Source organism: Mycobacterium sp. KBS0706, from assembly GCF_005938675.2.
Taxonomy (GTDB): Bacteria; Pseudomonadota; Alphaproteobacteria; order DSM-16000; family Inquilinaceae; genus Inquilinus.
The window spans coordinates 1-25,766 of sequence record NZ_VCCH02000102.1 but is presented as its reverse complement, the minus strand read 5'-3'; the positions used below and the strand labels follow the sequence as shown (position 1 = coordinate 25,766).

24 protein-coding genes are annotated in these 25,766 nt (G+C 67.5%); 13 read left to right on the top strand and 11 right to left on the bottom strand.

The window, feature by feature from the left end; translation table 11 throughout:
* From FFK22_RS34680 to FFK22_RS34665, 4 genes are all read right to left on the bottom strand, one after another.
* A partial coding sequence (locus FFK22_RS34680) for a nucleotidyltransferase domain-containing protein (protein WP_306770218.1) occupies window positions 1-945 on the bottom strand: 945 nt, incomplete at its 3' end.
* A gap of 86 nt (window positions 946-1,031) precedes the next feature.
* The gene (locus FFK22_RS34675; RefSeq protein WP_138892470.1) at window positions 1,032-1,490 is read right to left on the bottom strand and encodes a YbhB/YbcL family Raf kinase inhibitor-like protein; all 459 of its coding nucleotides are present in this window, start codon (window positions 1,488-1,490) and stop codon (window positions 1,032-1,034) included.
* Between the two features lie 255 nt (window positions 1,491-1,745).
* On the bottom strand, window positions 1,746-2,735 hold the full coding sequence (locus FFK22_RS34670; RefSeq protein WP_138892469.1) for a ribose-phosphate pyrophosphokinase: 990 nt from the start codon (window positions 2,733-2,735) through the stop codon (window positions 1,746-1,748).
* 16 nt (window positions 2,736-2,751) lie between these two features.
* A complete protein-coding gene (locus tag FFK22_RS34665) occupies window positions 2,752-3,798 on the bottom strand; it encodes a hypothetical protein (RefSeq protein ID WP_138892468.1) in 1,047 nt (348 codons plus the stop codon).
* A 160-nt stretch (window positions 3,799-3,958) separates the two neighbouring features.
* Between FFK22_RS34665 and FFK22_RS34660 the strand changes: the two genes are divergently transcribed.
* The 7 genes from FFK22_RS34660 (at window position 3,959) to FFK22_RS34630 (ending at window position 8,826) form a co-directional block, all read left to right on the top strand.
* Window positions 3,959-4,621, top strand: coding sequence for a BON domain-containing protein (locus FFK22_RS34660; protein WP_221939074.1), 663 nt, complete (start codon window positions 3,959-3,961; stop codon window positions 4,619-4,621).
* 37 nt (window positions 4,622-4,658) lie between these two features.
* A complete protein-coding gene (locus tag FFK22_RS34655; RefSeq protein ID WP_138892467.1) occupies window positions 4,659-5,330 on the top strand; it encodes a sigma factor-like helix-turn-helix DNA-binding protein in 672 nt (223 codons plus the stop codon).
* A 39-nt stretch (window positions 5,331-5,369) separates the two neighbouring features.
* Entirely contained in the window at window positions 5,370-5,804 is a 435-nt protein-coding gene (gene trxC, locus FFK22_RS34650) for a thioredoxin TrxC (RefSeq protein ID WP_138892466.1), read from the top strand.
* A gap of 191 nt (window positions 5,805-5,995) precedes the next feature.
* Window positions 5,996-6,541, top strand: coding sequence for a hypothetical protein (locus FFK22_RS34645; protein WP_138892465.1), 546 nt, complete (start codon window positions 5,996-5,998; stop codon window positions 6,539-6,541).
* Window positions 6,542-6,651: 110 nt separating this feature from the next.
* Complete coding sequence (locus tag FFK22_RS34640; protein WP_186002823.1) at window positions 6,652-7,287, top strand: CHAD domain-containing protein; 636 nt, start codon at window positions 6,652-6,654, stop codon at window positions 7,285-7,287.
* Complete coding sequence (locus tag FFK22_RS34635; protein ID WP_138892463.1) at window positions 7,284-7,931, top strand: BON domain-containing protein; 648 nt, start codon at window positions 7,284-7,286, stop codon at window positions 7,929-7,931. Before FFK22_RS34640 ends, FFK22_RS34635 begins: the two co-directional genes overlap by 4 nt.
* A 115-nt stretch (window positions 7,932-8,046) precedes the next feature.
* Window positions 8,047-8,826, top strand: a complete 780-nt coding sequence (locus FFK22_RS34630) for a universal stress protein (protein ID WP_186002822.1) — start codon at window positions 8,047-8,049, stop codon at window positions 8,824-8,826.
* A 241-nt stretch (window positions 8,827-9,067) separates the two neighbouring features.
* Here the strand turns inward: FFK22_RS34630 and FFK22_RS44890 are convergent, their stop codons facing one another.
* The 4 genes from FFK22_RS44890 to FFK22_RS34610 form a co-directional block, all read right to left on the bottom strand.
* Window positions 9,068-9,313, bottom strand: coding sequence for a DUF2934 domain-containing protein (locus FFK22_RS44890; protein WP_138892461.1), 246 nt, complete (start codon window positions 9,311-9,313; stop codon window positions 9,068-9,070).
* A gap of 75 nt (window positions 9,314-9,388) precedes the next feature.
* The gene (locus FFK22_RS34620) at window positions 9,389-9,844 is read right to left on the bottom strand and encodes a universal stress protein (RefSeq protein WP_138892460.1); all 456 of its coding nucleotides are present in this window, start codon (window positions 9,842-9,844) and stop codon (window positions 9,389-9,391) included.
* Window positions 9,845-9,955: 111 nt separating this feature from the next.
* Window positions 9,956-10,486, bottom strand: coding sequence for a Spy/CpxP family protein refolding chaperone (locus tag FFK22_RS34615; protein ID WP_138892459.1), 531 nt, complete (start codon window positions 10,484-10,486; stop codon window positions 9,956-9,958).
* 196 nt (window positions 10,487-10,682) lie between these two features.
* A complete protein-coding gene (locus tag FFK22_RS34610; protein WP_138892458.1) occupies window positions 10,683-13,250 on the bottom strand; it encodes an HAD-IC family P-type ATPase in 2,568 nt (855 codons plus the stop codon).
* Window positions 13,251-13,483: 233 nt separating this feature from the next.
* Between FFK22_RS34610 and FFK22_RS34605 the strand changes: the two genes are divergently transcribed.
* Window positions 13,484-14,212 (top strand): VIT1/CCC1 transporter family protein, encoded by a 729-nt coding sequence (locus FFK22_RS34605; RefSeq protein WP_138892457.1) that lies wholly within the window; start codon window positions 13,484-13,486, stop codon window positions 14,210-14,212.
* 57 nt (window positions 14,213-14,269) lie between these two features.
* On the opposite strand, the gene FFK22_RS34600 is transcribed toward FFK22_RS34605, so the two are convergent.
* Genes FFK22_RS34600 through FFK22_RS34590 form a run of 3 tightly spaced genes read right to left on the bottom strand, consistent with a single transcriptional unit; the run spans window position 14,270 to window position 19,237 of the window.
* Window positions 14,270-15,397 carry an ABC transporter permease gene (locus FFK22_RS34600; protein ID WP_138892456.1) on the bottom strand — a complete coding sequence of 376 codons (1,128 nt, stop codon included), beginning with the start codon at window positions 15,395-15,397 and terminating at the stop codon, window positions 14,270-14,272.
* Window positions 15,398-15,404: 7 nt separating this feature from the next.
* Window positions 15,405-18,146: a ribosome-associated ATPase/putative transporter RbbA gene (gene rbbA / locus FFK22_RS34595; protein ID WP_138892455.1), complete on the bottom strand. Its 2,742-nt coding sequence runs from the start codon at window positions 18,144-18,146 to the stop codon at window positions 15,405-15,407.
* On the bottom strand, window positions 18,143-19,237 hold the full coding sequence (locus FFK22_RS34590) for an HlyD family secretion protein (RefSeq protein ID WP_138892454.1): 1,095 nt from the start codon (window positions 19,235-19,237) through the stop codon (window positions 18,143-18,145). The genes rbbA and FFK22_RS34590 overlap by 4 nt, the downstream gene beginning before the upstream one ends.
* 546 nt (window positions 19,238-19,783) lie before the next feature.
* Between FFK22_RS34590 and FFK22_RS34585 the strand changes: the two genes are divergently transcribed.
* From FFK22_RS34585 to FFK22_RS34565, 5 genes are all read left to right on the top strand, one after another.
* A complete protein-coding gene (locus FFK22_RS34585; protein ID WP_138892453.1) occupies window positions 19,784-20,131 on the top strand; it encodes a cytochrome c in 348 nt (115 codons plus the stop codon).
* Window positions 20,132-20,436: 305 nt separating this feature from the next.
* Window positions 20,437-21,444 carry an efflux RND transporter periplasmic adaptor subunit gene (locus FFK22_RS34580; RefSeq protein WP_138892452.1) on the top strand — a complete coding sequence of 336 codons (1,008 nt, stop codon included), beginning with the start codon at window positions 20,437-20,439 and terminating at the stop codon, window positions 21,442-21,444.
* Entirely contained in the window at window positions 21,441-23,153 is a 1,713-nt protein-coding gene (locus tag FFK22_RS34575) for an ATP-binding cassette domain-containing protein (RefSeq protein WP_138892451.1), read from the top strand. The genes FFK22_RS34580 and FFK22_RS34575 overlap by 4 nt, the downstream gene beginning before the upstream one ends.
* Window positions 23,150-24,271: an ABC transporter permease gene (locus FFK22_RS34570; protein ID WP_138892450.1), complete on the top strand. Its 1,122-nt coding sequence runs from the start codon at window positions 23,150-23,152 to the stop codon at window positions 24,269-24,271. The genes FFK22_RS34575 and FFK22_RS34570 overlap by 4 nt, the downstream gene beginning before the upstream one ends.
* A 9-nt stretch (window positions 24,272-24,280) precedes the next feature.
* A complete protein-coding gene (locus FFK22_RS34565) occupies window positions 24,281-25,390 on the top strand; it encodes an ABC transporter permease (RefSeq protein WP_138892449.1) in 1,110 nt (369 codons plus the stop codon).
* The last annotated feature ends 376 nt before the right edge of the window (window positions 25,391-25,766 follow it).

Here is a 25,766-nt window from a genome sequence, read left to right as displayed (position 1 = left end):
TCCGCGCGCTTTCGCCGCCAGGGCCATCTCGCGGATCGAAGCCCTGCCATCGGTGTAGGTGCTGTGGACGTGGAGATCGTCCTTGAGATCCTCCAACCGGACGAGCTCGAAGAGCTTGCCCGCCGCGGCGGCCTCGGTCGTGCCTCCGACCCGCCGGTTTCCTCGGAACACGCCGTATTCGTTGATCTTGAGCCCGCGCTCCCGTCCCCTCAGGCGGACCGCGATGTTATGGGCTTTCGACCCGGTGAAGTAATGCAGGGCGGCGCCGATGCTGCCCTCATCCACGACCCTGAGATCGACCTGCAGCCCCGAGCGGCGAAGCACCGTCGCGCGGGTCGTCCCGGACGCCCGGACCTCCACCACCTCGCCATATTGCGTGAACCAGTGGAGCGCCGCCCGCCGGTCCGACGCGGTGGCGAGGATGTCGAAGTCGCCAACGGTCTCGAGCCCCCGGCGATAGCTGCCGGCGACCACGACCCGGGAGATGGTCGGTCCCCGTTCGAGATGGGCGACGAGGGGCCGGGCTGCCGCCGTTGCCACGGACAGCGGGAAACGGGTGCTCTTCGACTGCTTCTCGTCGAGGACCCTTAGCAGATATTGCTCAAGCTTGGCATCGAAGCGTGGCAGGCCGCGGATCCGCCTGTCGGCCGCAGCTCGCCGCAGCTGGCCGATCGAGCGAATCCTCAGCCCATCGACGAGCGTGCGGATGCGCTTGGGGCCGAGCCCGGGGATCCGCATCAGCTCGAGCGACATGGGCGGGGTCTTCTCCCGGAGCTCGTCGAGCAGCGATGTGGTCCCGGTCGCGGCCAGGTCGCGGATCTTCCCGGCGAGGTCATCGCCGGCACCAATCATGTCCGACGCCTCCCGCCCAAAGCGGCGCAGGAACCGGGCTGCGCTCCGGCAGGCCTGGATCCGGAACTGGTGCGCGCCTTCGAGATCGAGCATGCTCGCGATATCGTCGGATCTGTCAGCGATCTCGCTGTTCCGCGGCGGCGCGGAGCGGGCTGGAGTCCTCTTCGCCACCGCGGCCTTCATCGCCGGTACAGCCCGACCAGATCCGCCTCGGCGATGGCAAGACGGCGTGCTGCCCGCTCGACATCCTGGCAGCTCGGCTCGCGCGACAGCTTCAGTCGCTCGACCGGAAGTGCGAACAGACGGAAATGATAGTGATGTGTGCCATGCCCTTGGGGCGGGCATGGCCCGCCGTAACCAAGGTGGCCGAAATCGTTCTTCGCTTGGCGGATGCCGCGCACCGCGTTGACCTCGGGCAGGCCTTCCGCGAGTGCCACCTGCTCGCGCGGGATGTCGTAGACCGCCCAGTGACGCCATGCGTGTCCGGGGGCGTCCGGGTCGTCGCATACGAGCGCGAAGCTCCGCGTCTCCGGCGGCGCGTCGCGCCAGACCAGGGGTGGCGAGCGGTTTCCTCCGTCGAGTGCGCATTCGCGAGGCATCTCGGCGCCGTCGTCGAACAAGGGCGAGGTGATACGCATAGAGGCCTCCAGAGCCGACCCAGGCCGACAGCGAGAGGAACGAGGAGCGGAAGCGCGTCGGAATCCGATCGCGGATCGCGCGGCACGGCGGGTGCGCCGTCGTCCTTCGGGAGTTCGTGCCGTGCGTCCAACAGTCCAGCGGCGAGATCCGCTGTGCCGCATTGCCAACGATATCGGGGGCCGGCGACCATCACTTTGATCCAGGTCAAGCCCGTGCATCCTCGGCGGGAGGCGGCGACACCGAAGCCATGGGCTTCATGCGGCCGAAGCGGAACCGGATGCGGGCCGGCCTCCCAGAATCGTCCGAATCGCATCGGCCACGAGGCCGCTGGTGTCGATGCATTCGAGCTTCGATCCCGCCGGCAGGCCGCATCGCGGCTCGACCGTGTCGGTGATCACGATGCGGTCGAAGGCCGGATCCGAGAGCAGTGCCGCCGCCCCCTCCCCGATCAGGAGGCCATGCGTCACGGCAACGAAGACCGCCAAAGCGCCACCCGCACGGCAGCGCTCGGCGGCCCGGCGAAGCGTTCCGCCGGTGCTTACCAGGTCGTCGATGACGATCGCCACGCGCCCTGCGACATCGCCGAGAAAGAGGTCGCCCGCGACCACGCCGCCACCCCGATGCTTTTCCTGGACGGCGAAACCCGGCTCCCGGCCCAACGCGCGGGCGAGGCCGCGTCGGAACTGCTCGGCGCGCTTCGTTCCGCCGATGTCCGGCGACACCACCACGACCTGTGCGTCGCCCACAAGCGGGACGAAATGCTCGACGAAGAGCGCCCAGGCTTCGAGATGCATGGTCGGACGGCGGAACGCGTTCTGGAACGCCGCGATGTTGTGCACGTCGAGCGTGACCACGGCATCGGCCCCGCAGGCCTCCAGCATCTGAGCCACATAGCGCGTGGTGGTCGGATCGTAAGGCTGGGTCTTCCGGTCCTTGCGGGCATAGCAGAGATAGGGCGCGACGACGGTCGTGCGGGCGGCGCCGGCATCCCGGATCGCACCGATGAAGAAGAGAAGCCGGCACAGCTTGTCGTTGACGCTCTTCGTGGCGTCGCCGTGCAGCGACTGGATGACGAAGACCTCATGGCCATGGATGGCGTCCAGCGGGCGCGTCTTGTGCTCGCCGTCCTCGAAGCCGCGCTCCTCATGCGGCGTGAGGAGAACCCCGAGCCGGCGCGCGACGCGCTCGCCATAGGCGCGGCTTTCCGAGAGCGCGAACAGGATCGGCGTGTCTTCAGCGGCCATGACAGCCTCCCTGGGTTCAGAGCGCCGCAGTCGAGCGAGGCCGGCCGACCGACGCCGCACTCAGCTCCGCCGCCGCCCGATCGGCCAGGCGAAGATATTCGGCGGCCTGTCGCGGCCATCGCTCGGGGGGGCGCATTGGCTCCTCCGTCAGGTGGCGGACCGCGATGCGGGCGCGCACCAGCGCCCTGAGACCCCGGTAGAAGGCACAGAGATCGGGAGACGGGGAAGCGCCCGTCGCCTGGCCGTAAGCTTCGAGGAGCATGGGGCCGATCCAGGCCGCCCCGAGCCGCTCGCATTCCATCCCGAGCGCGGCCAGCTCGTCGACCGGAGCCCTCTGGCGCAGGGCGTCGGAGAACTCCAGGCAATCGATGATCCGGAGCGGAGGTCCGAGAAAGACATGCTCGGGCCGCAGATCGCCATGACCGTCGACGAGACGATCACGCCCCGGCACATCGGAGCGATATTCGAGAAAGGCAAGAAGACGCGCCGTGACCCTGCGGGCCACCTGCTCGAAGCATCCATCACAGGCGACCGCGAGATCGCGCAGGGAGGTGTTGATTTCGTGGCGAAGACCGACCGGCGACACCAGCCCCAAGGGAGGCTGCAACGCCAGAAACTCGACGAGGCCTCGGGCGAGCCGAGCCACATCCTCAGATGCGACCAGCCCCCGCTTCAGGCGGATCTCGAGGCAGTCGTCCTTTGCAAGGCGGCGCATCCGGACGAGCCTGTCGACCACCCGTCCGGAGCCGGAGAGGCGGAGTCGTCCATCCTCGCCCGCCATCAGATCGACGACGCCGAGATAGACGTCCGGTGCCAGCCGGCGATTGAGATAAACCTCGCGTTCGCAGTTCCTGGTCCGGCCGGCCAGGCTGGTGAGATCCATCCCCTCCGTCCTGAGCGGCTTCTTGAGCTTGTAAGCGAACCCGTCCGTGAGGAAGACCCAGGAAAAGTGGGTCTCGACCGCCGTGACGCTCACCGTGGGCTCGATATAGGCGGCCGGAACGCCCAGCGCCGCGACCTTCTCGAGCAGTGGGACGTCTGCCGCGTTCTCGGCTGAGACCATCGTTACATGCTCCCTCAGCTGTCGGTCGCGGCGGAAGAGAGCCGCCGACGAGATTGGCAGGCACGATATCGGTCTCTGCCCCGGCCCGGTTTGATCCAGGTCAAAGTCCGGCGTGACCGCGTGGCCTAGCCTTTCACCATCCCATCTGCGGAGGTCGACCATGGATATGGACAAGAGCCTGCAGCGCCTGGTCCTCGAGGAACTCGACTACGAGCCGAGCATCGACGCGGCGGAGATCGGCGTCGCGGTCAGCGACGGCGTCGTCACTCTCTCGGGTCATGTCTCGAACTACGCCCAGAAGCTCGCCGCCGCCGAGGCGGCCCTGAGGGTCGAGGGCGTCACGGCCGTGGTCCAGGACCTCACCGTTCGCCTGTCGGGCGACGAGAAGGTCTCCGATGAGGAGATCGGCAAACGCGCCGTGGCCGCCCTCGCGTGGCACAGCACCCTCCCCGCCGGGCGGATTCACGTCACCGTCGAGCACGGTGTCGTCCGGCTGACCGGCGATCTCGACTGGCAGTGCCACAAGCGCGAGGCGGAGCATGCGGTCGAGGCGCTGAAGGGAGTGGTCGCCGTCATCAATGCCATCCGGGTCAATCCGGCACACCGCATGGCGTCGGTTGCAGAAGTCCGCCGCGAGATCGAAGCAGCACTGAAGCGCAGCGCCGACCTCGATGCCTCGCGCATCGTGGTGGCCGCCTCGGACGGCAAGATCTCCCTCTCGGGCAAGGTTCGCGCCGGGTTTGAGCGCAATTCCGCCGAGATCGCAGCCTGGTCGGTGCCCGGCGTGCTCGACGTCGAGAACTGGATCGAAATCCAGCCCTGACGGACGCCGCGCCGTTGCAATCGAAGGAGAACGCCCCGTGATCCCTGAGCCCTTCGCATCGCTGGTGCCACGGCTGCGCCGTTACGCCCACAATCTCACCGGATCGGTCGGACGCGGCGATGCGCTCGTCCAGGCATGCCTCGACGTCGCCGCCGCTGATGCCGAGCGGTTCGGCGTCGACCCGCATCCGAGGATGCTGTCCCTCCTCAATGAGTTCTGGGCCGCCGCCGAAGCCGTTGCCGGCGAAGGCGGAGAGAGCGAGCCCGGCCAGGCCGTCCGCCACGGCATCGCCATGCTGCCCGTGGCCGAGCGACAGGTCCTGCTTCTGACACTGCTCGAAGGCTTCTCGCTCGCGGAGACCGCGCTATCACTCGGCTTGAGCCGCGACGAAGCGGTCGAGCTCTTCGACCACGGACGCGCGGCCATCGCGCGGCAGGGCGGCCCCGGCCCGGCTCCCGAAACCTCTGCGTCCCTCCCCAGGGGCGAGGGCAGCCCCCAGCCCGTGCCGTATCGACCTTCCGACCACAGCATCGGTTGGCCCTTTGCTGCAACGGTAGCGCCGATGGCGACGACGGGCCCACTGATGCCCGACACCACGAACTGCCCCGCAGCCTTCGGATGGCCCGCGGGGCCTGGCATGGGCGTCCCAATGCATGCCACCTGGACCAGGGCGCCGGACGCGGCATCGCGTCGTAACGTCGTCCCTTGAGCCGGCGGGCGACCAAACCCGATGACGTCGAGCGGCAGGATGACGGTCATTCCCTGTCCGCGCTGCGACAGCCTCAACAGACTGCCGACGGACCGTCGGAGCGGGCGCGGCCGGTGCGGCCGCTGCCGAAGCCTGCTCTTCACCGGCACCCCGATCGTCCTCGACGAGGCCCGTTTCGACCGTCACGCCGGCTCGTCGGATCTGCCGCTGCTGGTCGACTTCTGGGCCCCGTGGTGCGGGCCGTGCCAGGCCATGGAACCGGCCTTCGCCGCCCTGGCGGGGGAACTGGAGCCTCGTCTCCGCCTCGGCAAGGTCGATGTCGATGCGCAGCCGGGACTGGCGGCGCGATATGGCATTCGAGCCGTGCCGACGCTTATGCTGTTCCATGGTGGCCGCGAGCTCGCACGGCATGCGGGCGGGCTGGCGGTGAACGCTCTGCGAGAGTGGGTCGTGCAGCAACTTCCAAACCGGTGAGACCGGTCCCCCGGCCGGGACTGGCGCCGCCGACTGATTGGCGACGCGAGGCATTCTCCAAGGCCGTCCGTCGAAATTTGATTTGAGTCAACGGCAGCCCGTCCGTCGAGGGGCACAATGCAAACATTCTAGGCTGGCGACCGGCGACCCATCCGCCAACCCGCGAAAGGCCCATCCCTCCGGAGGCGCCCATGCACGGCCACGCGCATCATCCCGCTGCCCGCAGCGATTCGGCGCCTGAAACCCGGCATTGGCGGTTCCGGCCCCAGGCGTCCCTCCCGTTCCCGCACACACTGCACCGGCTACGGCGGTTGGGGTTGTCGCCGGGCATCGTCGGGGCAGACCGGATGGAGCTGCACGGCTGCTTCAGCGACCGGCTCGACCTCCGGGTGCTGGCCCGGCCACCAGAGGCGGATGATGCCCCCGCGCCACTCGTTTTCGATATTCACGGCCGCTGGCGAGTTCCACGGAGACTGGGACTCTTGGCCCGCGATGCCGAGGAATGGCTCGGGCTCGATGGCCTCGACGCCATCGCGTTCCTGCGAGGCCTGCGGAACGATGCGATCGCTGAAACCCAAGGCATTGCCGCGGTCACGGACGGCTTCGAGCATCGCGGCCATCGCGTGATCAATCCGTTCCGCGACCGCTTCGGCAACGAAACCAGCCCGGACAGCGAGTATGGCGACGCCTATCGCCGGTGGCGGGATCGCGCTCTCGACCCATGGGCGATTCCATGACGGAATCGGCTGAAGCTCTCTGTGCGGATCGGCCGCCACGGGTCCGGCATTCCGCCGGACTGGGGACCACATTTGCGTCTGGGCTCGCGCCGGCAGGCCTGCCCTTCATCATGAACGACCTCCCGCCGATCGAGGACGGTAGCCTGTCCGTCGACGACGCCTTCGTCGCCATCCTGCAGTGCGATCTTGAGCGGGTTCGCGCCAGCCGTCCGGTGGCCGAAAGCGGCGAGGATCCGGAGGGCGTCCATCTGTTGCGCGTCGCGCTGCGACGGCTCCGCGGATCCCTGGCACTCCTCGGCGGACTCGTTCCTTCGGATGAGATCGACGCCTTCCGCGGGGAGGCAAAATGGCTGGCTTCGGGTCTCGGGGACGCCAGAGCCTGGGACTTGTTCCTGTCCGAGACGCTCACGGAGGTCGAGCAGGGCTCTCGGGCCGTCACGGGATTCAAGGAGCTCAGGGAAGCGGTCGAGACGTGCCGGGTGCAATCCTATGACCGGGTTCGGAAGCTCCTCGCGAACCGCAAATGCAGGCGGTTCCAACTGGAACTGGCGTCCATGCGGCCGGACGGGCGCGCATCTCGTCATCGATGCCGGCATGCCCGGTGGGGCCGTCCCGACGCCGCGGAGCGGCCCCGAAGCACCAGCTCGTTGATCCAGGTCAAAGGCAGCCCGCCCCCATTGCCGCACGATGCCGATGCGACCGGTTTGTCCGGTCCAGGCAATCAGCTCTGGTGGAGGATGTCATGAACGACCTGGATCTGCGGCAGCGCGTCATCGACGAGCTTGAGTTCGAGCCGAGCCTGGATGCCGCCAATATCGGTGTCGCCGCCGAGAACGGCATCGTCACTTTGACGGGCCACGTCGCGAGCTATTCAGAGAAGCTCGCGGCCGAACGCGCCGCCCAGCGGATCAAGGGCGTGCGCGGCATCGCCCAGGAGATAGAGGTGCGCACCGAGGCCGGAAGGAAGATGGCCGACGACGAGATCGCCGCGCAGGCGGTCAATATCATCAACTGGGACACGACGGTCCCGGATGAGGCTGTGAAGGTGAAGGTCCAGTCGGGCTGGATCACGCTGACTGGAAAGGTCGGTTGGCAGTTTCAGAAGGTGGCGGCCGAACACGCGGTGCGGAAGCTCTCGGGCGTCGTCGGGGTGACCAATCTGATCGAGATCAAGGCGCAGGTCCAGGCGTCCGACGTGAAGAACCGGATCGAAAACGCCCTGAAGCGTAGCGCCGAGGTCGAGGCCGGCCAGATCCGCGTCCATGTCAGCGACAGCAAGGTCGTGCTCGACGGCCGGGTGCACAGCTGGCACGAGCGCGATGCGGCGAAACGCGCCGCTTGGTCCGTGCCCGGCGTTACCGCGGTCGACGACCAGCTCGCGATCGGCTGAGCGGGCGGCGCCAGCACCGTCGGTTCGTGCCGGTCCTATGGGCCGGAAAGATGCCGATCAACCCCTTCCGGCCGACGCGGAGCCACCGCGTCCGGCTCGATCCATGGAGGCCCGCATGCCCTACAAGAGTATCCTGGTGTTCCTCGACGCGACGAGCGATACCTCGGGGCGCCTGGACTTGGCGATCACCCTCGCCCAGCAGCATGCCGCCCGAGTGCTCGGCGTCGACGTCAGCACGCCCGCGGCCTTAGAAGGCCAATGGAAGGACGAGGCGACCGGCCTGCAGGATCTGTTCCAGTCCCGGCTCGACCACGCACATCTCATCGGTGAATTCCGCGTCGCGGACCGCTCGACCAGCAGTTGGAAGGCGCTATACGCGCATTTCGCTGACCTGGTTGTCGCCACCCAGCGGCATGAGTCGAACGCCGGACTCGTGCTGCCGGCCGTGCCTGAGGACGTCCTCCTTTCCGCCGGCGTGCCCGTCCTGATCCTGCCTCCCGGCTGGCGGCCGAAGCCGGTTGGCCAAAGCATCGTCCTTGCCTGGACTCCGAGCCGCGAGGCGACTCGCGCCGCACACGACGCGCTGCCCCTTCTGACCCGAGCCCAGAGGGTGACGCTGTTCGAGTTCGCGCCGCCCGCTGACAGTCTCGATTTTGCTCCGAACCTGATGGTCGACCATCTGCGGCAGCACGGCGTCGAATCCGAGCTCTTCACCTGGCGCGACAAGGGCGACAGCTCCCCGGTCGACGCGCTGTTCTCATGCCTCGACCGGCAGGAGGCGGATCTCGTCGTCGCCGGCGCCTACGGCCATTCCCGGTTGATCGAGGGCCTCTTCGGCGGCGTGAGCGCGGACCTGATCCGCAATGTCTCGATGCCAGTTTTGATGTCGCACTAGCGTTGCAAACGAAGTCGGTACCGAGGCCGCGACCGGAAGCACTGCCGGCAGGGGACGCTCTTCGAGGGCGACGGTCAGGCGGCTCGCGGCCGCCGGAATGGTCGGAGTTCGGAGGATGAGCCGGATGTCCATTCGAGGTCTACGCCAGACGCTTGAAACGATCCCACGCGGAGGATTTCGCGCGCTGCGGCCTGGAGGCATGCCGCCTACCTCCTTCAATCCTGGCAGCCGAGCCGCATGTTCACCGCCGGCAGCGATGCAACTCCGCTTCGGCCCGCCGCCAGTGCTCCTCGGCACGCCCTTCCGGCCGCCCTTCTCGCTCCCAGATCTCATAGGCGTGCCGTCGGATCTCCTCGTCCTCGACCGGACGCCGGGGCGAACGTCGGACCTGATCAAACACCAGACCGGACCCAGTCGAGGCGGCGAGGCCCGCTATCCTCGCACCGGGGCGGGCCAGCCTCCGCCGAAATCTCGCAATCGCCTTCATCTGCCTCTCCGTCATCTCAAGCAACGCCGCGGCCAGCCAGGGACCCGATCCTCGACGCAGAATTCGCGCCGCTGATCATCGAACGATGATGCAGCTGCACGGCGCCAGATGGGCCACCTTGTGGCTCACGCTTCCCAGCAGCAGGCCCTGCAGATCTCCCAGGCCGCGGCTACCGATCACGATGACCTCCGCGCCGCGGTCCCTCGCCGCCTCGATGATCCGTCTGGCCGGATCCCCCTCCCCGACCAGGGCCTCGACACTCGGCGCTCCTCGCTCCCGTGCGAAGCGTGCGCCCTGCTCGGCGATGCGCTCGGCCGCGCCACGCAGCATGTCGGCTTCGGTGACGCGGATGTTCTCGACACGCTGGAACTCCACGAGGCCTGGGGTCATCTGCCTGCTGCCATGGACCTGCTGGACATGCATCACCAGCAGCCTCGCGACCTTGTCGCGAGCGAGATCGGCTGCGAACTCCAAAGCCTTCTGTGCGGATGGCGATCCGTCAGTCGCGCATAGGATCTGGTGTATCTCCATGATCTCGGACTCTCTCGCACGAAGTGGATTGACTGACGACGACCCGCCGGAGGCGACTTTGATTGAGGTCAATCGAAGACGAGCGCGGTCAGGGTACCGGGCGGCCCTGGATCAATCGTCCCGATCGCCGTGCCGCCAGAGCCAGCCAGCGGGGCCACGCATCCATTGCCGGCCGGCATCGAGCCGGCTCTTCTGGGCGTCATCCAGGGTCCCGTAAAACGAGGTGAACGCCGGACGCACGATCGTCATCGCCTGCAGCATGGCCTCGAGCCGGTCCTGCATGGCGTCCAGGCGCTCCGGCAGGGTGTCGCCCGATGGGATCGAGCACGCGGCACGCATCACCTCCCGTGCTCGTTCGGCCGTTGCTTTCAGCGCCTCGAAAGACGGTCGCTGCGCCTCGGTCGGAACGACGGTCTCCTCGATCCAGGCGAGGTGTTCGGCAACCATGCCGGCGAGACGCGGACCGCACATCATTTCGGACCGCCCCATCACGCCGCCGCGCATGCCGGTACCCGGCCCGTGCTCCATCATCGGTGGGGCCGCTTGGCCGGACGGCTGAGCCATGGCCGGCGCACCGCACAGACAGGCGGCCGTCGCCGGGCCGGCCAGACCGGCGAATGTCGCAAATCCTTTCCCGAACATGGCATGCCTCCAAACTCAGACGCACCGTCAGACTCGACGTGTGCATCATCCTCGCCCGGAGGCCGCCGACGGTCCTTGATCCAGGTCAAACGCTGCTGGCGGGCGACAGCCGGGATGAAGCGCCCGCGGAAATCCTTCAGCTCTCATGGTCGTCGAATCCGGCGCATCGGGGCTGGCCGAAACGCCGTGCGCCGCCTCAAGTCCGCCGGAACCGCTTGTAGAGTTCCATGATGAGCAGGACACTGACGCCCAACCCGAAGAGGCTGAAGCCCTCCCCGGGCGACAGCGCGCCCAACGACAGCAGATCCCGAAGCGGCGAAACAGCCAGCGCGGCGAGTTGCAGCCCCTGGGTGGCAATCACACCGCCGACCAGCAGCGGATTGTTTCCGATCGGAATGCGGAAGGCCGATCGCGTTTCCGACCGGCAGTTGAAGCAGTGCGCGTTCTCGCACCATACCAAAAGCCACAGGATGGCTCCCTGCGCGGCGCCGTGGCTCATGCCGTAGGACAGGGCGAACCCGTAGAAGACGTAGCAAATCAGTCCGATAGCAGCACCGCTCAGCGCGACCTGCTCGATCATGCGGCGATCGAACACGGGCGCATGCGCCCGGCGCACCGGGCGCTGCAGCACGCCGGGCTCGCCTCGCTCGAAAGCGAGGGCCACATCCTGAATGCCGTTGGTGACCAGGTTCAGCCAGAGGAGCTGGACCGCAGTGAGCGGCGGCGGCAGGCCCGTGAGCGCCGCCAGCAGCATCAGCAGAATCTCGGCAGCCCCAGTCGAAATGGACATCAGGATGACCTTGCGGAGATTGTCGTAGGCGACGCGCCCCTCTTCGATTCCGGCGACGATCGATGCGAAATTGTCGTCGGTGAGGATCAGGTCGGCCGCGTCGCGCGCGACATCCGTGCCGCCGCGGCCCATGGCGACGCCGATATCGGCGGCATGCAGCGCGGCGGCATCGTTGATGCCGTCTCCTGTCACCGCAACCACCTGCCCCTGGCGGCGGAGGCTTTCGACGATGGCCAGCTTCTGCAGCGGCTCCATCCGGGCAAAGACGCGGGCCCGGGCCACTGCTGCATTGAAAGCCTCGCCGTCCAGATGCGCCAGTTCGTGGCCTGCGATCACCTCGCGCTCCGTCTCGGCCAGGCCGAGTTGCCGGGCGATGGCCAGGGCGGTCAGCGGGTGGTCGCCGGTGACCATCACGACGCGGATACCGGCCTGCTGGGCGGCGAGAACGGCGCCACGCGCTTCCGGGCGAAGAGGATCGATCAAGCCCGCCAGGCCAAGCAGCCGAAGGCCCCGGAGGTCGCTCTCGACCGATGGCGCCACCGGTCCGGCCGCGACCGCGATGACGCGGTATCCCGCCGCAGACAGCCGCGCCAGGGCGGCCTGCGCCGCCTCGTCGATCCCGTCGCAGAAGCGGGCGATGGTTTCCGGCGCCCCCTTCACGGACGCGACCGTCGTGCCCCCGATGTCGTGAAACGCGGCGGCGAAGCGCTTCTCCGGCTCGTAGGGAATGCGGCCGAGCAGGCGCGCCGGAACCGTTTCATCCGGGAGACGGCGCTGGACCGCCGCCGCGGCCAGGAAGGCGAGGTCGACCGCATCGCCGTGGGGGCCGTCATCGCCATCAGCAAAGGCCTCGCTGGCCAGCGCCCCGGCCTGGAGAAGATCACGGGCGGCGGACTCCGTAGGCGGCAGCTCGCCGGCACCAGGGACCCAGAGTCGCTCGACGGTCAGGCGGTTGAGGGTGAGCGTTCCGGTCTTGTCGGTGGCGATCAGCGTGCAGGCGCCGAGCCCCTCCACCGCTGGAAGATGGCGGACGACGACATGGCGCCGGCCCATGCGGTGCATGGCGATCGATAGGGCGACCGTCATCGCGACCGGAAGCCCCTCCGGGATCGCCGACACGGCAAGGGCGACGGCGAGCAGGAAGATGTCCCCGGCCGCGGCGCCCCGGACGGCCTCCATCACAGCGATGACGACGATCACCCCGACAATCGCCACGGCAACGTGGCGGGTGAACCGGTCCATGCGCCGGACCAGGGGCGGCGCGGGCTGGGGCTTCTCCAGGGCCGCGGCCAGCTGTCCGATCACGGTCCGCCGTGCCGTGGCGACGACGACCCCGAGCCCCCGGCCGGTCTGCACGGTGGTGCCGGCATGCAGCATCGTCGCGCGGTCGCCGAGCGGTGCGTCGGCACGGATATCCGCGTCCGGCAGCTTCCTGACCGCGAGGGATTCGCCGGTCAGCAGGCTTTCATCGGCGGTCAACCCATACACGTCCATCAGGCGAAGATCCGCGGCGATCCGCTCGCCGCTCTCGACCTGGACGACATCACCCGGGACGAGATCTTCCGCCGGCAAGCGCCGGAGACGGCCGCCCCGCCAGACGGCAGCACTTCCCTTGACCAGCGCCTTCAAGGCGCGGGCCCGCCCTTCCGCCCGCCATTCCTGATAGGTCCCGATGCCGGCATTGGTCAGAAGCACCGCCAGGATGAAGGCCGCATCGGTGACATGACCCAGGCCAAGCGAGACGCCGGCTGCGGCCAGCAGCAGATAAATGAAAGGGCTCCTGAACTGGTTCAAAAATACGCCGAAGAGCGTCTTGCCCCTGGGCTCGGGAAGCCGATTCGCCCCCCAGCTCTCCAGGCGGGCAGCCGCCTCCGCCTCGTTCAGACCCGCCCTGGTCGAGGAGAGTCTCGCCAGGGCCACGCCCGCCGGACGATGGTGAAACGACTCCTCCGGCCCCGCAGCGGCCACCGGCATCTGCGGCTCGCGACGCCACCACCGCATCGGGAGCCCGGTTCCGGGACCCGATCGGGATTGGTTCGGCTGCAGGAGCGCGTCGTCCTTCATGGGGCCGACAGTAGGTGATCTGTCGTGTCTCGATTTGATGCAGGTCAAGGAGAGGCACCGATCCGACGCACCACAGTGTTCCGGTCGACGGCATTGGCTCCGCTTGGCGAATCCCGATGAACGTCCGAAGACGAGGCACGGAGATGAAGGCCCTGGAGCACGGCCACAGCGTCGATGAGATCCGCAGGCGTCTCGCGGCCGGCCCTCGCAGCAGCTATGTCCGCGACTGGATCTATGGCGGCATCGACGGCGCGGTGACGACCTTCGCAGTCGTCGCGGGCGTCGCCGGGGCGGACCTGCCGGTCGATACCGTCCTCATCCTCGGCGCCGCCAACCTCATCGCGGACGGCTTCTCGATGGCCGCGAGCAACTTCAGCGGCACCAAGGCGGAACGCGACGACTACGACCGTCTGGCCGCCGTGGAGCGGAAGCATGTGACGCAGGATCCCGACGGCGAGCGCGAGGAGATCCGGCAGATCTTCGCGGCCAAGGGGTTCTCGGGCGCCGGGCTCGAGCGGATCGTCGCGACCATCACGTCGAACGAGCCCGGCTGGATCCGGACCATGCTCGCAGAGGAATATGGCCTCGCCTCCACCCAGCGCTCGCCATGGGCAGCAGCAGCGACCACCTTCCTGGCCTTTTTTGTCTGCGGGCTGGTCCCGCTGCTGCCCTATCTGACCGGCGGCGGGCTCGGCGCTTCTGCGGTCGCGACCGCGCTGACCTTCTTCGCGATCGGCTCGGCCAAGAGCCGCTGGTCGACCACCGTCTGGTGGCGCTCCGGACTGGAGACCCTCTCCATCGGTATGACGGCCGCAGCCCTCGCCTTCCTCGTCGGCTTCGGTCTCAAATCCGCATTCGGCCTCGCGGTTTGAGGGAAGCTCTTCCCACGCACGCCGCCGCGGATCTCGATCATCGCGCTGCCGGCATCGCTACGCTATTGCCGCGCTCGCCACCTTGCGGAACCGGACGAGGGAAAGGCCGAGGAACAGGCCGCCAACCACGGCGACAACCAGGAACTGGGGCCAGACGACGTCGAGCCCCGCCCCGCGATAGAGGATGGCCTCGGCGAAGCTCACGAAATGGGTCGACGGCGAGGTCTGCATCACGACCCTCAGCCACGACGGCATGCTGTCGAGCGGCGTGTTGCCGCCCGACAGCATGTTCATCGGCAACGCGACCAGCATGAACAGGAGTCCGAGCTGCGGCATCGAACGGGCGACGGTTCCGAGGAAGATGCCGATCGCGGTGGCAAAGAAGAGATAGAGCACCACGCCGGCCATGAAGAGCGGGATCGAGCCTGAGATCGGAACGCCGAGAAGCCCGCGGACGACGATCAGCAGCGACAGCGCGACGGCGATCGCGATCACCAGCCCGTTCGCCCAGACCTTCGCCATCGCGATCTCGAAGGGCGACAGCGGCATGACCAGGAGATGGTCCATCGTGCCGTGCTCGCGTTCGCGGATCACCGCCGCGCCGGCGAGGATGATCGCCAGCATCGTGACATTGTTGATGATCGCCATGATGCTGGTGAACCACGGCGAGGCGAGGTTCGGGTTGAACGCCACCCGGACCACGAGATCGACCGGGGATTCCTGCGCTGCATCCGCCCGGCCGCTGAAGCGCGCGATCTCCGCGCCGGCGATCTGCTCGATGTAGCCCGCGCCAATGCCCGCCTGCATCATCGCCGTCGCGTCGACATCGACCTGGATCGCGGGCCGGCGGCCCGCCACCACGTCCTTCTGGAAGTTCGGCGGGATATCGATCACGAAGGTGTAGCGGGCGAGGTCCATCAGCCGGTCGATCTCGCTGGCGGCGATCTGCTGCGGCGGCTTGAAGTAAGGCGGCAGCAGCGCGTGGGCGATCGCGCGTGAGAGCGGGGAGCGATCCTCGTCGGCGATCGCGACCGAGGCATGCCGCAGCTCCTGCGAGATGCCCTGGGCTTGGCTGTAGACGGCAAAGGAAAAGGTATAGACGATCAGCCCGAGCAGCACGAAATCGTGGCCGAGGCACCGCAGTTCCTTGGTGCCGAGCCAGAAGATGTTCGCGAGGCCCCTCATCTCTTCCTTACCCTTCCTGCTTGCGCAGGAGCAGGAGGCTCAGCAGCGTCAGCGCCGGGACGAAGGCCGCCAGGGCCAGCAGGTTGCCGCTCAGCTCCGCGAAGCCGAGGGACTTGGTGAAGGTGCCGACGCTGATGCGCAGGAAGTAAGTCATCGGGAAGCCGTACCCCATCAGCGCCGCTGCGCCGTTCAGGGAAGACACCGGCGTCAGCATCCCGGAGAACTGCGTGGCGGGCACGACCGTGAGGATCGCCGTGCCGAACAGCGCCGCGATCTGGGTGCGAGCGAAGGCGGAGATCACCAGGCCGTAGCTGGTGGTCGCCGCGACATAGAGCACAGCGGCCAGGCTGAGTGTCCAGAGGCTGCCCTTGAGCGGCACCTGGAAGAGCAGAACCGCCATGGCCAGGAGGCAGGCGAAGTTGATCATCGCCACCCCGACATAGGGGATCTGCTTGCCCAGCAGGAACTCCAGGCGCGTGACCGGGGTCACGTGCAGATTGGTGATAGACCCGAGCTCCTTTTCCCGCACCACCGCGAGCGCCATCAGGATCGCCGGGATCAGGGCGAGCAGCAGCGCGATGGTCGACGGCACCATGGCGTAGATGCTCTTGAAGTCCTGATTGTAGCGGTATCGGGTCTCGATCGTCGCGGGCGTCGTCTCCGTGGATGCCCCATGCCCGCGCGCCAGTTCCGCCAGGAACTGCTGGTGGACGCCTTCGAGATAGCCCCGCGTGGTCTCCGCGCGGAACGGCATGGCGCCGTCGACCCAGGCGCCGACCTCGGTCGGCGTCCCTCGCTGCAGATCGTGGCCGAAGCCCGGGGGGATTTCCAGCGCGACCATGTAGGCGCCGCCCATCAATCCCCGCTCGAGACCGGCATAGTCCGAGATCGGAGCCTGCTCTACGAAGTAGTACGACCCCCTCAGCTCCTCGAGATAGGCGCGGCTCTCGGGGGTCTGGTCCCGGTCCAGCACGGCAAAGGACAGGTTCTCGACATCGGTGTTGATGCCGAGCCCGAAGATCACCATCAGCAACAGGGTGCCGAACAGGGCGAAGCCGAGGCGGACCGGATCGCGCCGGAATTCCAACATCTCGCGCCAGGAATTGGCGAACAGACGTCGCGGACTGAAAGCGCCGCGGCGGCGGACGGCCTGTCGCGGTGCGGCGGCGAGCCCGTGTCCGTCGCCGGTTGCGTCGCGCGGGCGGGCGATCGGCTCTGCCGCCTCCTCGAGATAGGCGATGAAGGCATCCTCGAGGCTGGCAACCCCGCGCGACGCCGTGAGATCCGACGGCGTGCCGGTCGCCAGGACCTTGCCGGCGTTCATCAGCGCAAGCCGGTCGCAGCGTGCGGCCTCGTTCATGAAATGCGTCGAGATGAAGATCGTGACCCCCTGGCGGCGGGACAGGTCGGCGAGCAGCTCCCAGAACTCGTCGCGGGCGAGCGGATCGACCCCCGAGGTCGGCTCGTCCAGGATCAGGAGTTCCGGCTCGTGCACGACCGCGACCGCGAGCGACAGCCGCTGCCGGATGCCGAGCGGCAGAGCGGCCGCAGGCCGGTCCAACCAAGGGCTGAGCCGGAAGCGGTCAACCAGCCAGTCGATGCGGTTTCGCGCCTTGTGGCGCGGCAGGTGGAATAGCCGGGCATGGAGCTCGAGGTTCTGCCGGACCGTCAGCTCGGTATAGAGCGAGAAGGACTGCGACATGTAGCCGACGCGGCTGCGGAGCCCGATGTCCGTGGCATCGACCGGCTGTCCGAACAGCCAGGCTTGGCCTTCGCTGGCCGGCAGCAGGCCGGTCAGCATCTTCATCGTCGTCGTCTTGCCGCAGCCGTTCGAACCGAGGAAGCCGAAGATCTCGCCGCGCTCGATCGAGAAGCTGACACGGTCGACCGCGACGAAGTCGCCGAAGCGGCGGCTGAGACCCCGCGCGAGGATCGCGGTCTCGTCGTCCTGCGCCTCGCGAGGCGGGATCTCCGGCGCCTTGTGGCCGGCCCGCAGCGACGCCGGCAGCAGCTCGATGAAGCTCTCCTCCAGGCTCTGTTTGCCAGTCTGCGCCTTGAGTGCCGCCGGCGTGCCGGTCGCCAAGATCCGGCCGGCATTCAGCGCCACCAGCCAGTCGAACCGCTCTGCCTCCTCCATATAGGCGGTGGCGACGATGACGCTCATCCCGCGGCGCTCCGCGCGCATGCGGTCGATCAGCTCCCAGAACTGCCGGCGCGACAGCGGGTCGACGCCGGTCGTCGGCTCGTCGAGGACCAGCAGGTCGGGATCGTGCACCAGGGCGCAGCAGAGGCCGAGCTTCTGCCGCATGCCTCCGGAAAGCTTCTTGGCAGGCCGGTCGCCGAAGGCGGAGAGGCCGGTGTCGGCGAGCAATTCGTCGATCCGCCGCTGCCGTTCCTCGCGCGGCTGGCCGAACAGCCGCCCGAAGAAGTCGATGTTCTCGCGGACGCTCAGATCGGGATAGAGATTCTTGCCAAGCCCCTGCGGCATATAGGCGATGCGCGGGCAGACGGCCGCGCGATGCCGGGCGTCGGCGATGTTGCCGCCGAGCACGATGGTTCTGCCCTCCTGGATCCGCTTGGCGCCGGCGATGATGCCGAGCAGCGTCGACTTGCCGACCCCGTCGGGCCCGATCAGGCCGACGAGCCGGCCCGCGGGCACCTCGAGCCCGATCCCGTCGAGGGCGACCCGCGACCCGTATCGGTGCACGAGGCCCTCGACGCGGACGGCCGGCGCGCCCTGCGCTCTCATGCGCCGGCCCTGGGCTCGAGGAAGGCCGGCCACGCCGCTGCCGGGTCGAGCCGCAGATAGGCCACGCCCGGCAGCCCCGACCGCACCTCCGCGGCGTGAGCGCGGAGCAACGCCGGATCGATCCTGACCCGGACGCGGAACATCAGCTTGTCCCGCTCTGCCCGTGTCTCGACTGCCTTGGGCGTGAACTGGGCCTGGGCGGCGACGAAAACGACCGTTGCCGGAATCGGGACGTCCGGCAGGGCGTCGAGGACGATCCGGGCCCCGGTCCCAAGCACCGCTCGGCCGGCCTCGGCGGTCGGCAGGAAGACATCCATGTAGACATAGGCGGTGTCGAGCATGGTGTAGACCTTGCCGCCGGCGGACAGAACCTCTCCGACATTCGCCAGCCGGTACTGGATGCGCCCGTCCTTGGGCGCGACGAGCGTGTTGTCGGCGATGTTGACCTGGTCGAGGTGGAGATCGTGCATCGCCGCGTCGAGCGCGTGCTCGGCCTGCCCGGCCCGTGCCTCGAACGCGGCCAGCTCGGCCGCGGCCCCCTCCAGCTGCTGCCGCCGCTGGTCGAACAGCTCCTCCGTCGCGAAGCCCCGCCGCACCAGGGCCTGCGTCCGGTCCAGCTCGCGCTGCGCGAGATCCACCCGGCTGCGCTGCTGGCCGACATTGGCCCGCGCCTCGTCGAGCGCCTGGCGGGCTTGGCGCAGCCGCGCCTCGTCGCGGTTCATCGTGGCCTCGAGATCGCGTGTATCCATGCGGGCGACCACCTGCCCTGCCGTTACCATGTCACCCTCATCCGCCAGGATCTCGGCGACGCGGCCGGAGAACTTGGTGGCGATCGCGATCTGGTCCGCCTCGATGCGACCATTCCCCGAGGCGATGCCGGCCGGCAACCCGGCCTGGGACTGCTGCCACCAGTACCATCCACCGATCGCTGCCCCGGCGAGGACGACGATCCCGAGGACGACCGGGAGGCGCCGCTTCCGGCGCATGTCCTTCTCGGCGGGGCGCACGGCCGGAAGGTTGGGCGTCGGCGCCGCCAGGACGGGCAAGCCCTTCGCCTCGACGGGGGCTTCAACGCTTTCGAGGTCGTTCATCGGAGTATCCCTCGATGGATCGGGCAACGTGCTCGGCGGGGTCGGCGCCATCGACCCGCTTGGCTTCGCGGGATCCTATCCGTCCGCCGCAGACACACTTTGAGATGGATCAAGGGCGTCCACGTCCGGTATTCGCGGCGGCGTTTCCGCCCTGTCGTGCCGCGACGTCGTCCTCGACCCGGCCCGGACTCTGGCCGGGCGTCGGCGATGCACAGCTCCCTCTTGCGCATCCTTTATTCGGCACCTTCCTCGGGTCGGGCGATGTCGGCGGCCTTGAGCCACCGACATCGCGGACCGCTGAGGTCCTGCCGCTCGTCTCCGCGATGTCGACAGCGGCGGCGGTGCCTCAGATTTCCACGCGACCAGGTCGGCTCGGCCTGGCTCCGGTCGCCTCTCCCGGTGCGGTACGATGCTCGCTGCGGCTGACGCCACTGAGCCGCACCGACCGCGACTCGTGGAATTCTCCAGTGCGGGACGACGGGTCCTTGCTGCTGTTCGCCAGCAGGCGCAGCATTGAGGTGACACCCCTCATCCTGGAGGCGTCACATGCACGCGGATCCGGATTGGGACGAGGAGGACCAAATGAAAGCGGGCACACTCATCGGTGTTGTGTCGGCGGCAGTTGCATTCACGCCATGTCCGGCGGGAGCAGCCGGGGACAGCGCGAGAGGGCGCGTCATTTTCGAGTCGTGGTGCGTCTCCTGCCATGCTCCGGATCGCGCCCAGACCGCGACGGATGCCGCTCCGTCGCTTTCCGACATCCGTCAGCGGCGTGATCTGACGACAGATCGGCTGCGGAGATGGCTGGCAGATCCCCATCCTCCAATGCCAAATCTCAACCTCGCAGGCCAGGAGATCGAGGATCTCGTCGCCTATCTGAGGCGAAAGGAGTGAATCTCCCAGGCCCATACAGCCATGGGATAGCCTTCTCTGCGATTCTGTATTTGTCACGCGATGATAATTTCTGCGCGAGAGTGCTGCTGCACCTTCCGCCAGACCCAATCACCCGAGCAGAATACACTGGGCCAAGCTGCGGCGAGGCCTTCTCGAGTGGGAGCGACTTACCGCGAACTCACAGGGAACCTGCGTGATCCAGATCAAAGAGAGTTCGATAGGAGGTAGCAGAATAACGCATCGATAATTTGCCTCGCCGAGGACGGCCCTCCAATGCGGCGACGCTCAGCGCCACCCGGAACCCGATGAAGCCGTTCACTGTGCTTCTTGCCGTCATCGCCGTTGCAGCAGCCGGTGCCTATGGCTGGAGGGTGTGGAACGGAACGGCGGTGCCAGCCGCCGGAGGCCTCGTTCTCTACGGCAACGTCGAGATCCGTCAGGTGGATCTGTCTTTCGGCGTCGACGGTCCTGTAGGGCGGGTGGAGGTCGATGAGGGGGAAGCCGTCAGGCCGGGGCAGGTGCTCGCCACCCTCGACCAGGACGCCTTCCGGTATGCCGAGATGGATGCCGAAGCAACGCTGCGTGGCAGCGAAGCACGATTGGCAGAGTTGGTCTCCGGTCCTCGCGCTCAGGAGATCGAGCGGGCCAAGGCCAGTGTCGCGTCGGCCGAAGCCTCACTGGACAACGCCGTGGTCAATCTCGACCGCACCACGGAACTCTTTCGCCGCAACGCCACCTCGCGGCAAGCGCTGGACGATGCACGAATGGCTCAGCGCACCGCAGAAGCCGCGCTGAACGTGGCCCGCTCCGAGCTTGCCCTCCTCGTCGAGGGAACCCGTCAGGAGCAGATCGCCCAGGCCCGGGCGGAAGTGGAATCGCGCCGGGCCAATCTTTCGCTCCAGCGCTACAGGCTTGAGCGGTCCACCTTGAAGGCGCCGAATGCCGGAATTGTCCTGACCCGCATCCGCGAACCCGGGGCTGTCGTCATGCCGAACACGCCGGTGCTGACAATCTCCGTGACGGATCCGGTGTGGGTTCGAGCTTACGTCGACGAACCTAACCTGGGCCGCGTCGCTTCCGGAACCCCCGCGGTGGTGACGACCGACACGCCCCCCGGCAGAACCTATACGGGCCACGTCGGCTATGTCTCGCCCACGGCGGAGTTCACGCCCAAGACGGTCGAGGCGCCGGAATTGCGCACGGCCCTCGTCTATCGGGTCAGAATCATCGTCGGCAATCCGGACCACGCCCTCCGCCAGGGTATGCCAGCAACGGTCGTGATCGTCGCGCCACCGGCCCATGCGGTCCCATGAACGAGCCCGCTATAATCCTGGACGACGTCCAGAAGCATTCAAAGCAGCGAAGCGGGCTCTACAGCATCTCTGGAACAATTGCTGGCGGGCAACTCGTCGGACTGGTCGGGCCTTGCGGCGCCGGCAAGACGACGCTGCTGCGCCTGATCGCCGGCCTGCTACGGCCCGATGCCGGAGCCATCTCCGTATTTGGCCGCGACACCGTCAAGGAAGCCGATGCAGCTCAGGCGATGATCGGCTACGTGCCCCAACGCTCCGGCGTGCACGACCGGCTCACCGCAATCCAGAATCTGGAGCTCTACGCCGCCCTGCACGATATCAGGGGCTTGGCTTGGCAACAGCGCAAAGCCGAGATTGTGGATATCACTGGCCTGGCCGCTGCCGGCGATCGCGTTGCCGGAACCTTGCCAGCCGGAATGCGGCAAATGCTGGGCGTCGCCTGCGCATTGGTCGGGACACCCCGCCTCCTGCTGCTCGACGAGCCTGGCGCCGCAGTCGACCCGGCCTGCCGCCGTGACCTCCTTAGGCTGAGCTCGACGCTTGCCAGTCAGGGCACGACAGTCTTGTGGAGCACTAGCAACTTCGACGAGGCGGAGGGCTGCTCGAACGTCCTGCTGCTCCACGATGGGCGCCTGATTGGTCACGGGCCGCCAGCGCATCTCGCCGCGCATCTCGCGGGCCGCAGCCACGCCATCCGCGCCACCGGTTCGCAGCGGCGCGAGGTCGCTGCACGCCTGCGCGCCATGCCCGAGGTGAGCGAGGTGCAAGTCCGGGCCACGAGCGTGCGGTTCCTGACGGACGAGCCCGCGAGCGCCGACGAGATGAAGCGCTTTCTGAAGATCGGCGAGGCCTTTCCGATCGCGCCGCGGCTTGAAGATGGCTTCATCGCCGCCGCTCCAGCGCATCCTCGCGCGGTCCCGCCATCGTTGCGCGAGCCCGCCAAAACCAACGGGATGGGACCCGTTGTCGAGGCCCGTGGTCTCGCCAAACGGTTCAAGAACCATGCCGTCGTCGAGGACGTGGACCTCACGGCCGCGCCGGGCGGGATCTTTGGCCTCATCGGCCCGACTGGTGCCGGCAAGACTACGATCCTGCGCATGCTCGCAGGGCTTCTCTCACCGACGGCGGGCGTCGTCAGCATCGGCGGCCTTGACGCCAAGTCATCCGCCGTTCGCCCGCGCCTCGGTTACATGCCTCAGGGCTCTGCTCTCTACGGCGATCTCTCGGTCATCCAGAACCTGCGGTTCTTCGCCGCCGCCTGCACGATGGGGCGCCAGCATCGCCGCGAAACTGTCGACCGGATCCTTGCCGAACTCGATCTCGAGCAGCACGCCTCCGCGCGTACCGACGATCTGGCGGCTGGCGCCAAGCGGCGACTCGCTCTCGCTGCGACTTTGGTGCAACAGCCCACGATCCTGCTCCTCGACGAACCGACCCTCGGCGCCGATCCTGCGACCTGTCGCGAGATCTGGTGCCAGATCGAGGCCTTCGCCGCCGGCGGGGCGACCGTGCTCGTCGCCTCGTCCGTTCTGGCGGAGGCCGAACTCTGCGACCGAGTGCTGCTGATCGATCGCGGCCGCGGCGTGGCTTGCGATAGCCCGGACAAGCTGAAAGCCCCACTTCTCGCTCATGGGAGGATCGCCGAGCCCTCGATCGAGGAGGTCTTTACGGCACTGGCCGAGGACCAACGGAGGGTGGAAGCGCCATGACGCGCCGGCTCCGCCGCCTCAGGGCATTGATTGTCAAGGAGTGGCGGTCGGTCCTGGTCGACCCGGCAGCCTTCGGCATCGCGGTCGGTGCCCCGGTTGTCCTGCTGATTCTGTTCGTCTACGGCGTCAGTCTCGATACCGAGCGTGTCTCCGTCGGCATCGTCATTGAGCAGTCGACCCCCGAGGCCAGGGATCTCGCCGGCGCGTTCCGGAATGCGCGATATTTCCGCCCTGTCTTCTTCCATGAGCGGCTTCCGGCCGAGCGGGCGCTCTCGGCCGGCGAGGTCGGAGGTGTCGTCGTGCTGGCCGGCAACTTCTCGCGAGCCGCGCTTGCCGAAGGCGAGGCACCGATCCAGGTGCTCGTGGACGGCGTCGACGGGCGGACCGGCCGCACGGTCGCCACCTACGTCGAGGGCGCCGTGGCGAAGTGGCTCTCCCAGCGGGTGCTGGCCAGACAGGCAAGCATGGTTCCCGGAGCCGAGGTGGCCTCCAGGGTCTGGTTCAATCCCAGCCTCGAAAGCCGCTACTTCATCGCTCCCGGTGTCATCGCCCTCATCATGGCGGTCACCGGCTCGCTGTTGGCCGCCCTTGTCGTGGCCAGCGAATGGGAACGCGGGACGATGGAGGCGGTACTGGTTACGCCTGCCAAGCCGAGCGAGCTTCTGCTGGCCAAGGTCCTATCATATGTCGGCCTGGGGATCGCCGGTGTCGGGCTTGCCGTCGCGCTCGCCATCGCCGTGATCGGAATACCGTTCCGGGGCTCCTACCTCATCTTGGCGGTGGCGGCATCGCTGTTCATGCTCGCAGCTCTCAGCCTGGGATTCGTGGTGTCTGGAGCGACGAGAAACCGCATCTCGGCCGGACGCCTGGCCCTCACTGCCGGCTATCTGCCGACGATCATGCTCTCCGGGCTTCTGTTCGACCTTCAAAACGCTCCGGCGCCGATCCAGTGGATCAGCCACCTGGTTCCGGCGCGCTATTTCGTCTCCATCCTGCACACGCTGTTTCTGGTCGGCGATGTCTGGGGGGTGATCCTTCCCAACCTCGCCGGCATGGCGGTCCTGGCGTTCTCGTTGCTGGCGGTCGCCGTGCGCCTCAACCGCAAGCGCATCGGCTGAGGAGGCGACATGGTGGCCCAGATCCTCGCCCTCGTCATGAAGGAGCTGCTCGTCCTTCTGAAGCCGCCTCAGGGCCTGTTGGCAGTGATCGTGATCCCGGTATTTCAACTGCTCGTCTTCGGATATGCGGCCACATTCGACGTTGATCGCGTGCCGATCGCAATCATGAACGAGGACCAGGGGCTGCAAGGCCGCGAACTCGAGGCACGCTTCACCGGCTCGCCAGTCTTCGAGGTCGCCGCCTTGCCTGCTCGAGAGGCAGAAGTCCGGGCGCTCATCGAGCTCGGTGAGGTGATTCTCGTGCTGCGGATCGACCAGCGCTTCTCCGCGGACCTCAAGGCTGGAAATGCCGGAGCTGTCCAGATCATCGTCGATGGGCGCCTTCTTAACACCGCGCTGGTCGCGCAGAGCTATGCGACATCCGTGATCGCCGAGTTCAACCAGGACTATATCGCAACCAACGGGCTGCCCAGGCCAACGGCCCTCACGGTAGCCCGGGCATGGTTCAATCCCAACCTGTTGAGCCACTGGTATGTGATCCCCGGCCTGCTGGCCAAACTCCTGCTCATCGCAACGCTGGCCAGCACCGCCTTGGCAGTGGCGCAGGAGCGCGACTTCGGCACTCTGGAGCGACTGCTGACAGCGCCGGTCGCACCCTGGCAGATCCTGATCGGCAAGGTCGTGCCGGCACTCGTCATCGGTTTCGTACAAGGCGGCGTGATGGCCGCAATGGCCATCTTGTGGTTCGACGTGCCGTTCCGCGGCAGCGCCCTGCTTCTCGGCGTGTCGCTGGCCACCATGCTGCTCGCCGCAATCGGGATCGGGCTGATGATATCCTCGGTGGCCCGCACGAGGGCGCAGGCCGTCGCCGGAATGATCCTGTTCCTGGTGCCTGCGGTCATGCTCTCGGGCTTCGCCACTCCGATCGCCAGCATGCCGGCCTGGGTCCAGGCCCTGACGCTGATGGACCCAGTCCGATATTTCGTGGTGATCGCCCGCGGCCTCTTTCTGCGCGGCAGCGGCTGGGACTTCGTCTGGCCTCAGCTGTGGCCGCTCATCCTGATCGCGGCCACGACCTTGGGCATCAGCCACTGGAAGATCCGCCGCCGTTTGGATTGACTGTGCCGGGCAGAGAGCTTCGCCGGGCAAAGCGCGGCCCGGCAACCTTCGCGCAGCGAGCGACCAGATCAGCTAGGCACGAATCCGGTGCATTGGCTGTGGACGAGACGAGCTTGATCCAGATCAAGGATGGCCGCCCGCGACTTCGTATCTTCTAGAGACCTTTGCCGGGCCCGCTCAATGCAAGCCGGGCCGGCAGATCCGCAGCTTTTGCTCGGACGACGGTGGCTCGCAGGGAAGCGGACGCATCATGGACGCGCGAAGCCAACAAGGCTCCAACACGGTTGTTCAAAGAAGTAGCGTCATGCCTGCCTCTGATTCGGCTTTTCCGCCGGCGGAGCTCGTCCGCGCGACGGTCGAGCGCATTTTGGCCAGT

Excerpts from the sequence above, each read along its gene's own strand:
- FFK22_RS34675 (WP_138892470.1), bottom strand. The coding sequence starts at position 1,490 with ATGCGTATCACCTCGCCCTTGTTCGACGACGGCGCCGAGATGCCTCGC.
- FFK22_RS34670 (WP_138892469.1), bottom strand. The coding sequence starts at position 2,735 with ATGGCCGCTGAAGACACGCCGATCCTGTTCGCGCTCTCGGAAAGCCGC.
- FFK22_RS34665 (WP_138892468.1), bottom strand. The coding sequence starts at position 3,798 with ATGGTCTCAGCCGAGAACGCGGCAGACGTCCCACTGCTCGAGAAGGTC.
- FFK22_RS34660 (WP_221939074.1), top strand. The coding sequence starts at position 3,959 with ATGGATATGGACAAGAGCCTGCAGCGCCTGGTCCTCGAGGAACTCGAC.
- trxC (WP_138892466.1), top strand. The coding sequence starts at position 5,370 with ATGACGGTCATTCCCTGTCCGCGCTGCGACAGCCTCAACAGACTGCCG.
- FFK22_RS34645 (WP_138892465.1), top strand. The coding sequence starts at position 5,996 with ATGCACGGCCACGCGCATCATCCCGCTGCCCGCAGCGATTCGGCGCCT.
- FFK22_RS34640 (WP_186002823.1), top strand. The coding sequence starts at position 6,652 with ATGAACGACCTCCCGCCGATCGAGGACGGTAGCCTGTCCGTCGACGAC.
- FFK22_RS34635 (WP_138892463.1), top strand. The coding sequence starts at position 7,284 with ATGAACGACCTGGATCTGCGGCAGCGCGTCATCGACGAGCTTGAGTTC.
- FFK22_RS34630 (WP_186002822.1), top strand. The coding sequence starts at position 8,047 with ATGCCCTACAAGAGTATCCTGGTGTTCCTCGACGCGACGAGCGATACC.
- FFK22_RS44890 (WP_138892461.1), bottom strand. The coding sequence starts at position 9,313 with ATGAAGGCGATTGCGAGATTTCGGCGGAGGCTGGCCCGCCCCGGTGCG.
- FFK22_RS34620 (WP_138892460.1), bottom strand. The coding sequence starts at position 9,844 with ATGGAGATACACCAGATCCTATGCGCGACTGACGGATCGCCATCCGCA.
- FFK22_RS34615 (WP_138892459.1), bottom strand. The coding sequence starts at position 10,486 with ATGTTCGGGAAAGGATTTGCGACATTCGCCGGTCTGGCCGGCCCGGCG.
- FFK22_RS34610 (WP_138892458.1), bottom strand. The coding sequence starts at position 13,250 with ATGCCGGTGGCCGCTGCGGGGCCGGAGGAGTCGTTTCACCATCGTCCG.
- FFK22_RS34605 (WP_138892457.1), top strand. The coding sequence starts at position 13,484 with ATGAAGGCCCTGGAGCACGGCCACAGCGTCGATGAGATCCGCAGGCGT.
- FFK22_RS34600 (WP_138892456.1), bottom strand. The coding sequence starts at position 15,397 with ATGAGGGGCCTCGCGAACATCTTCTGGCTCGGCACCAAGGAACTGCGG.
- rbbA (WP_138892455.1), bottom strand. The coding sequence starts at position 18,146 with ATGAGAGCGCAGGGCGCGCCGGCCGTCCGCGTCGAGGGCCTCGTGCAC.
- FFK22_RS34590 (WP_138892454.1), bottom strand. The coding sequence starts at position 19,237 with ATGAACGACCTCGAAAGCGTTGAAGCCCCCGTCGAGGCGAAGGGCTTG.
- FFK22_RS34585 (WP_138892453.1), top strand. The coding sequence starts at position 19,784 with ATGCACGCGGATCCGGATTGGGACGAGGAGGACCAAATGAAAGCGGGC.
- FFK22_RS34580 (WP_138892452.1), top strand. The coding sequence starts at position 20,437 with ATGAAGCCGTTCACTGTGCTTCTTGCCGTCATCGCCGTTGCAGCAGCC.
- FFK22_RS34575 (WP_138892451.1), top strand. The coding sequence starts at position 21,441 with ATGAACGAGCCCGCTATAATCCTGGACGACGTCCAGAAGCATTCAAAG.
- FFK22_RS34570 (WP_138892450.1), top strand. The coding sequence starts at position 23,150 with ATGACGCGCCGGCTCCGCCGCCTCAGGGCATTGATTGTCAAGGAGTGG.
- FFK22_RS34565 (WP_138892449.1), top strand. The coding sequence starts at position 24,281 with ATGGTGGCCCAGATCCTCGCCCTCGTCATGAAGGAGCTGCTCGTCCTT.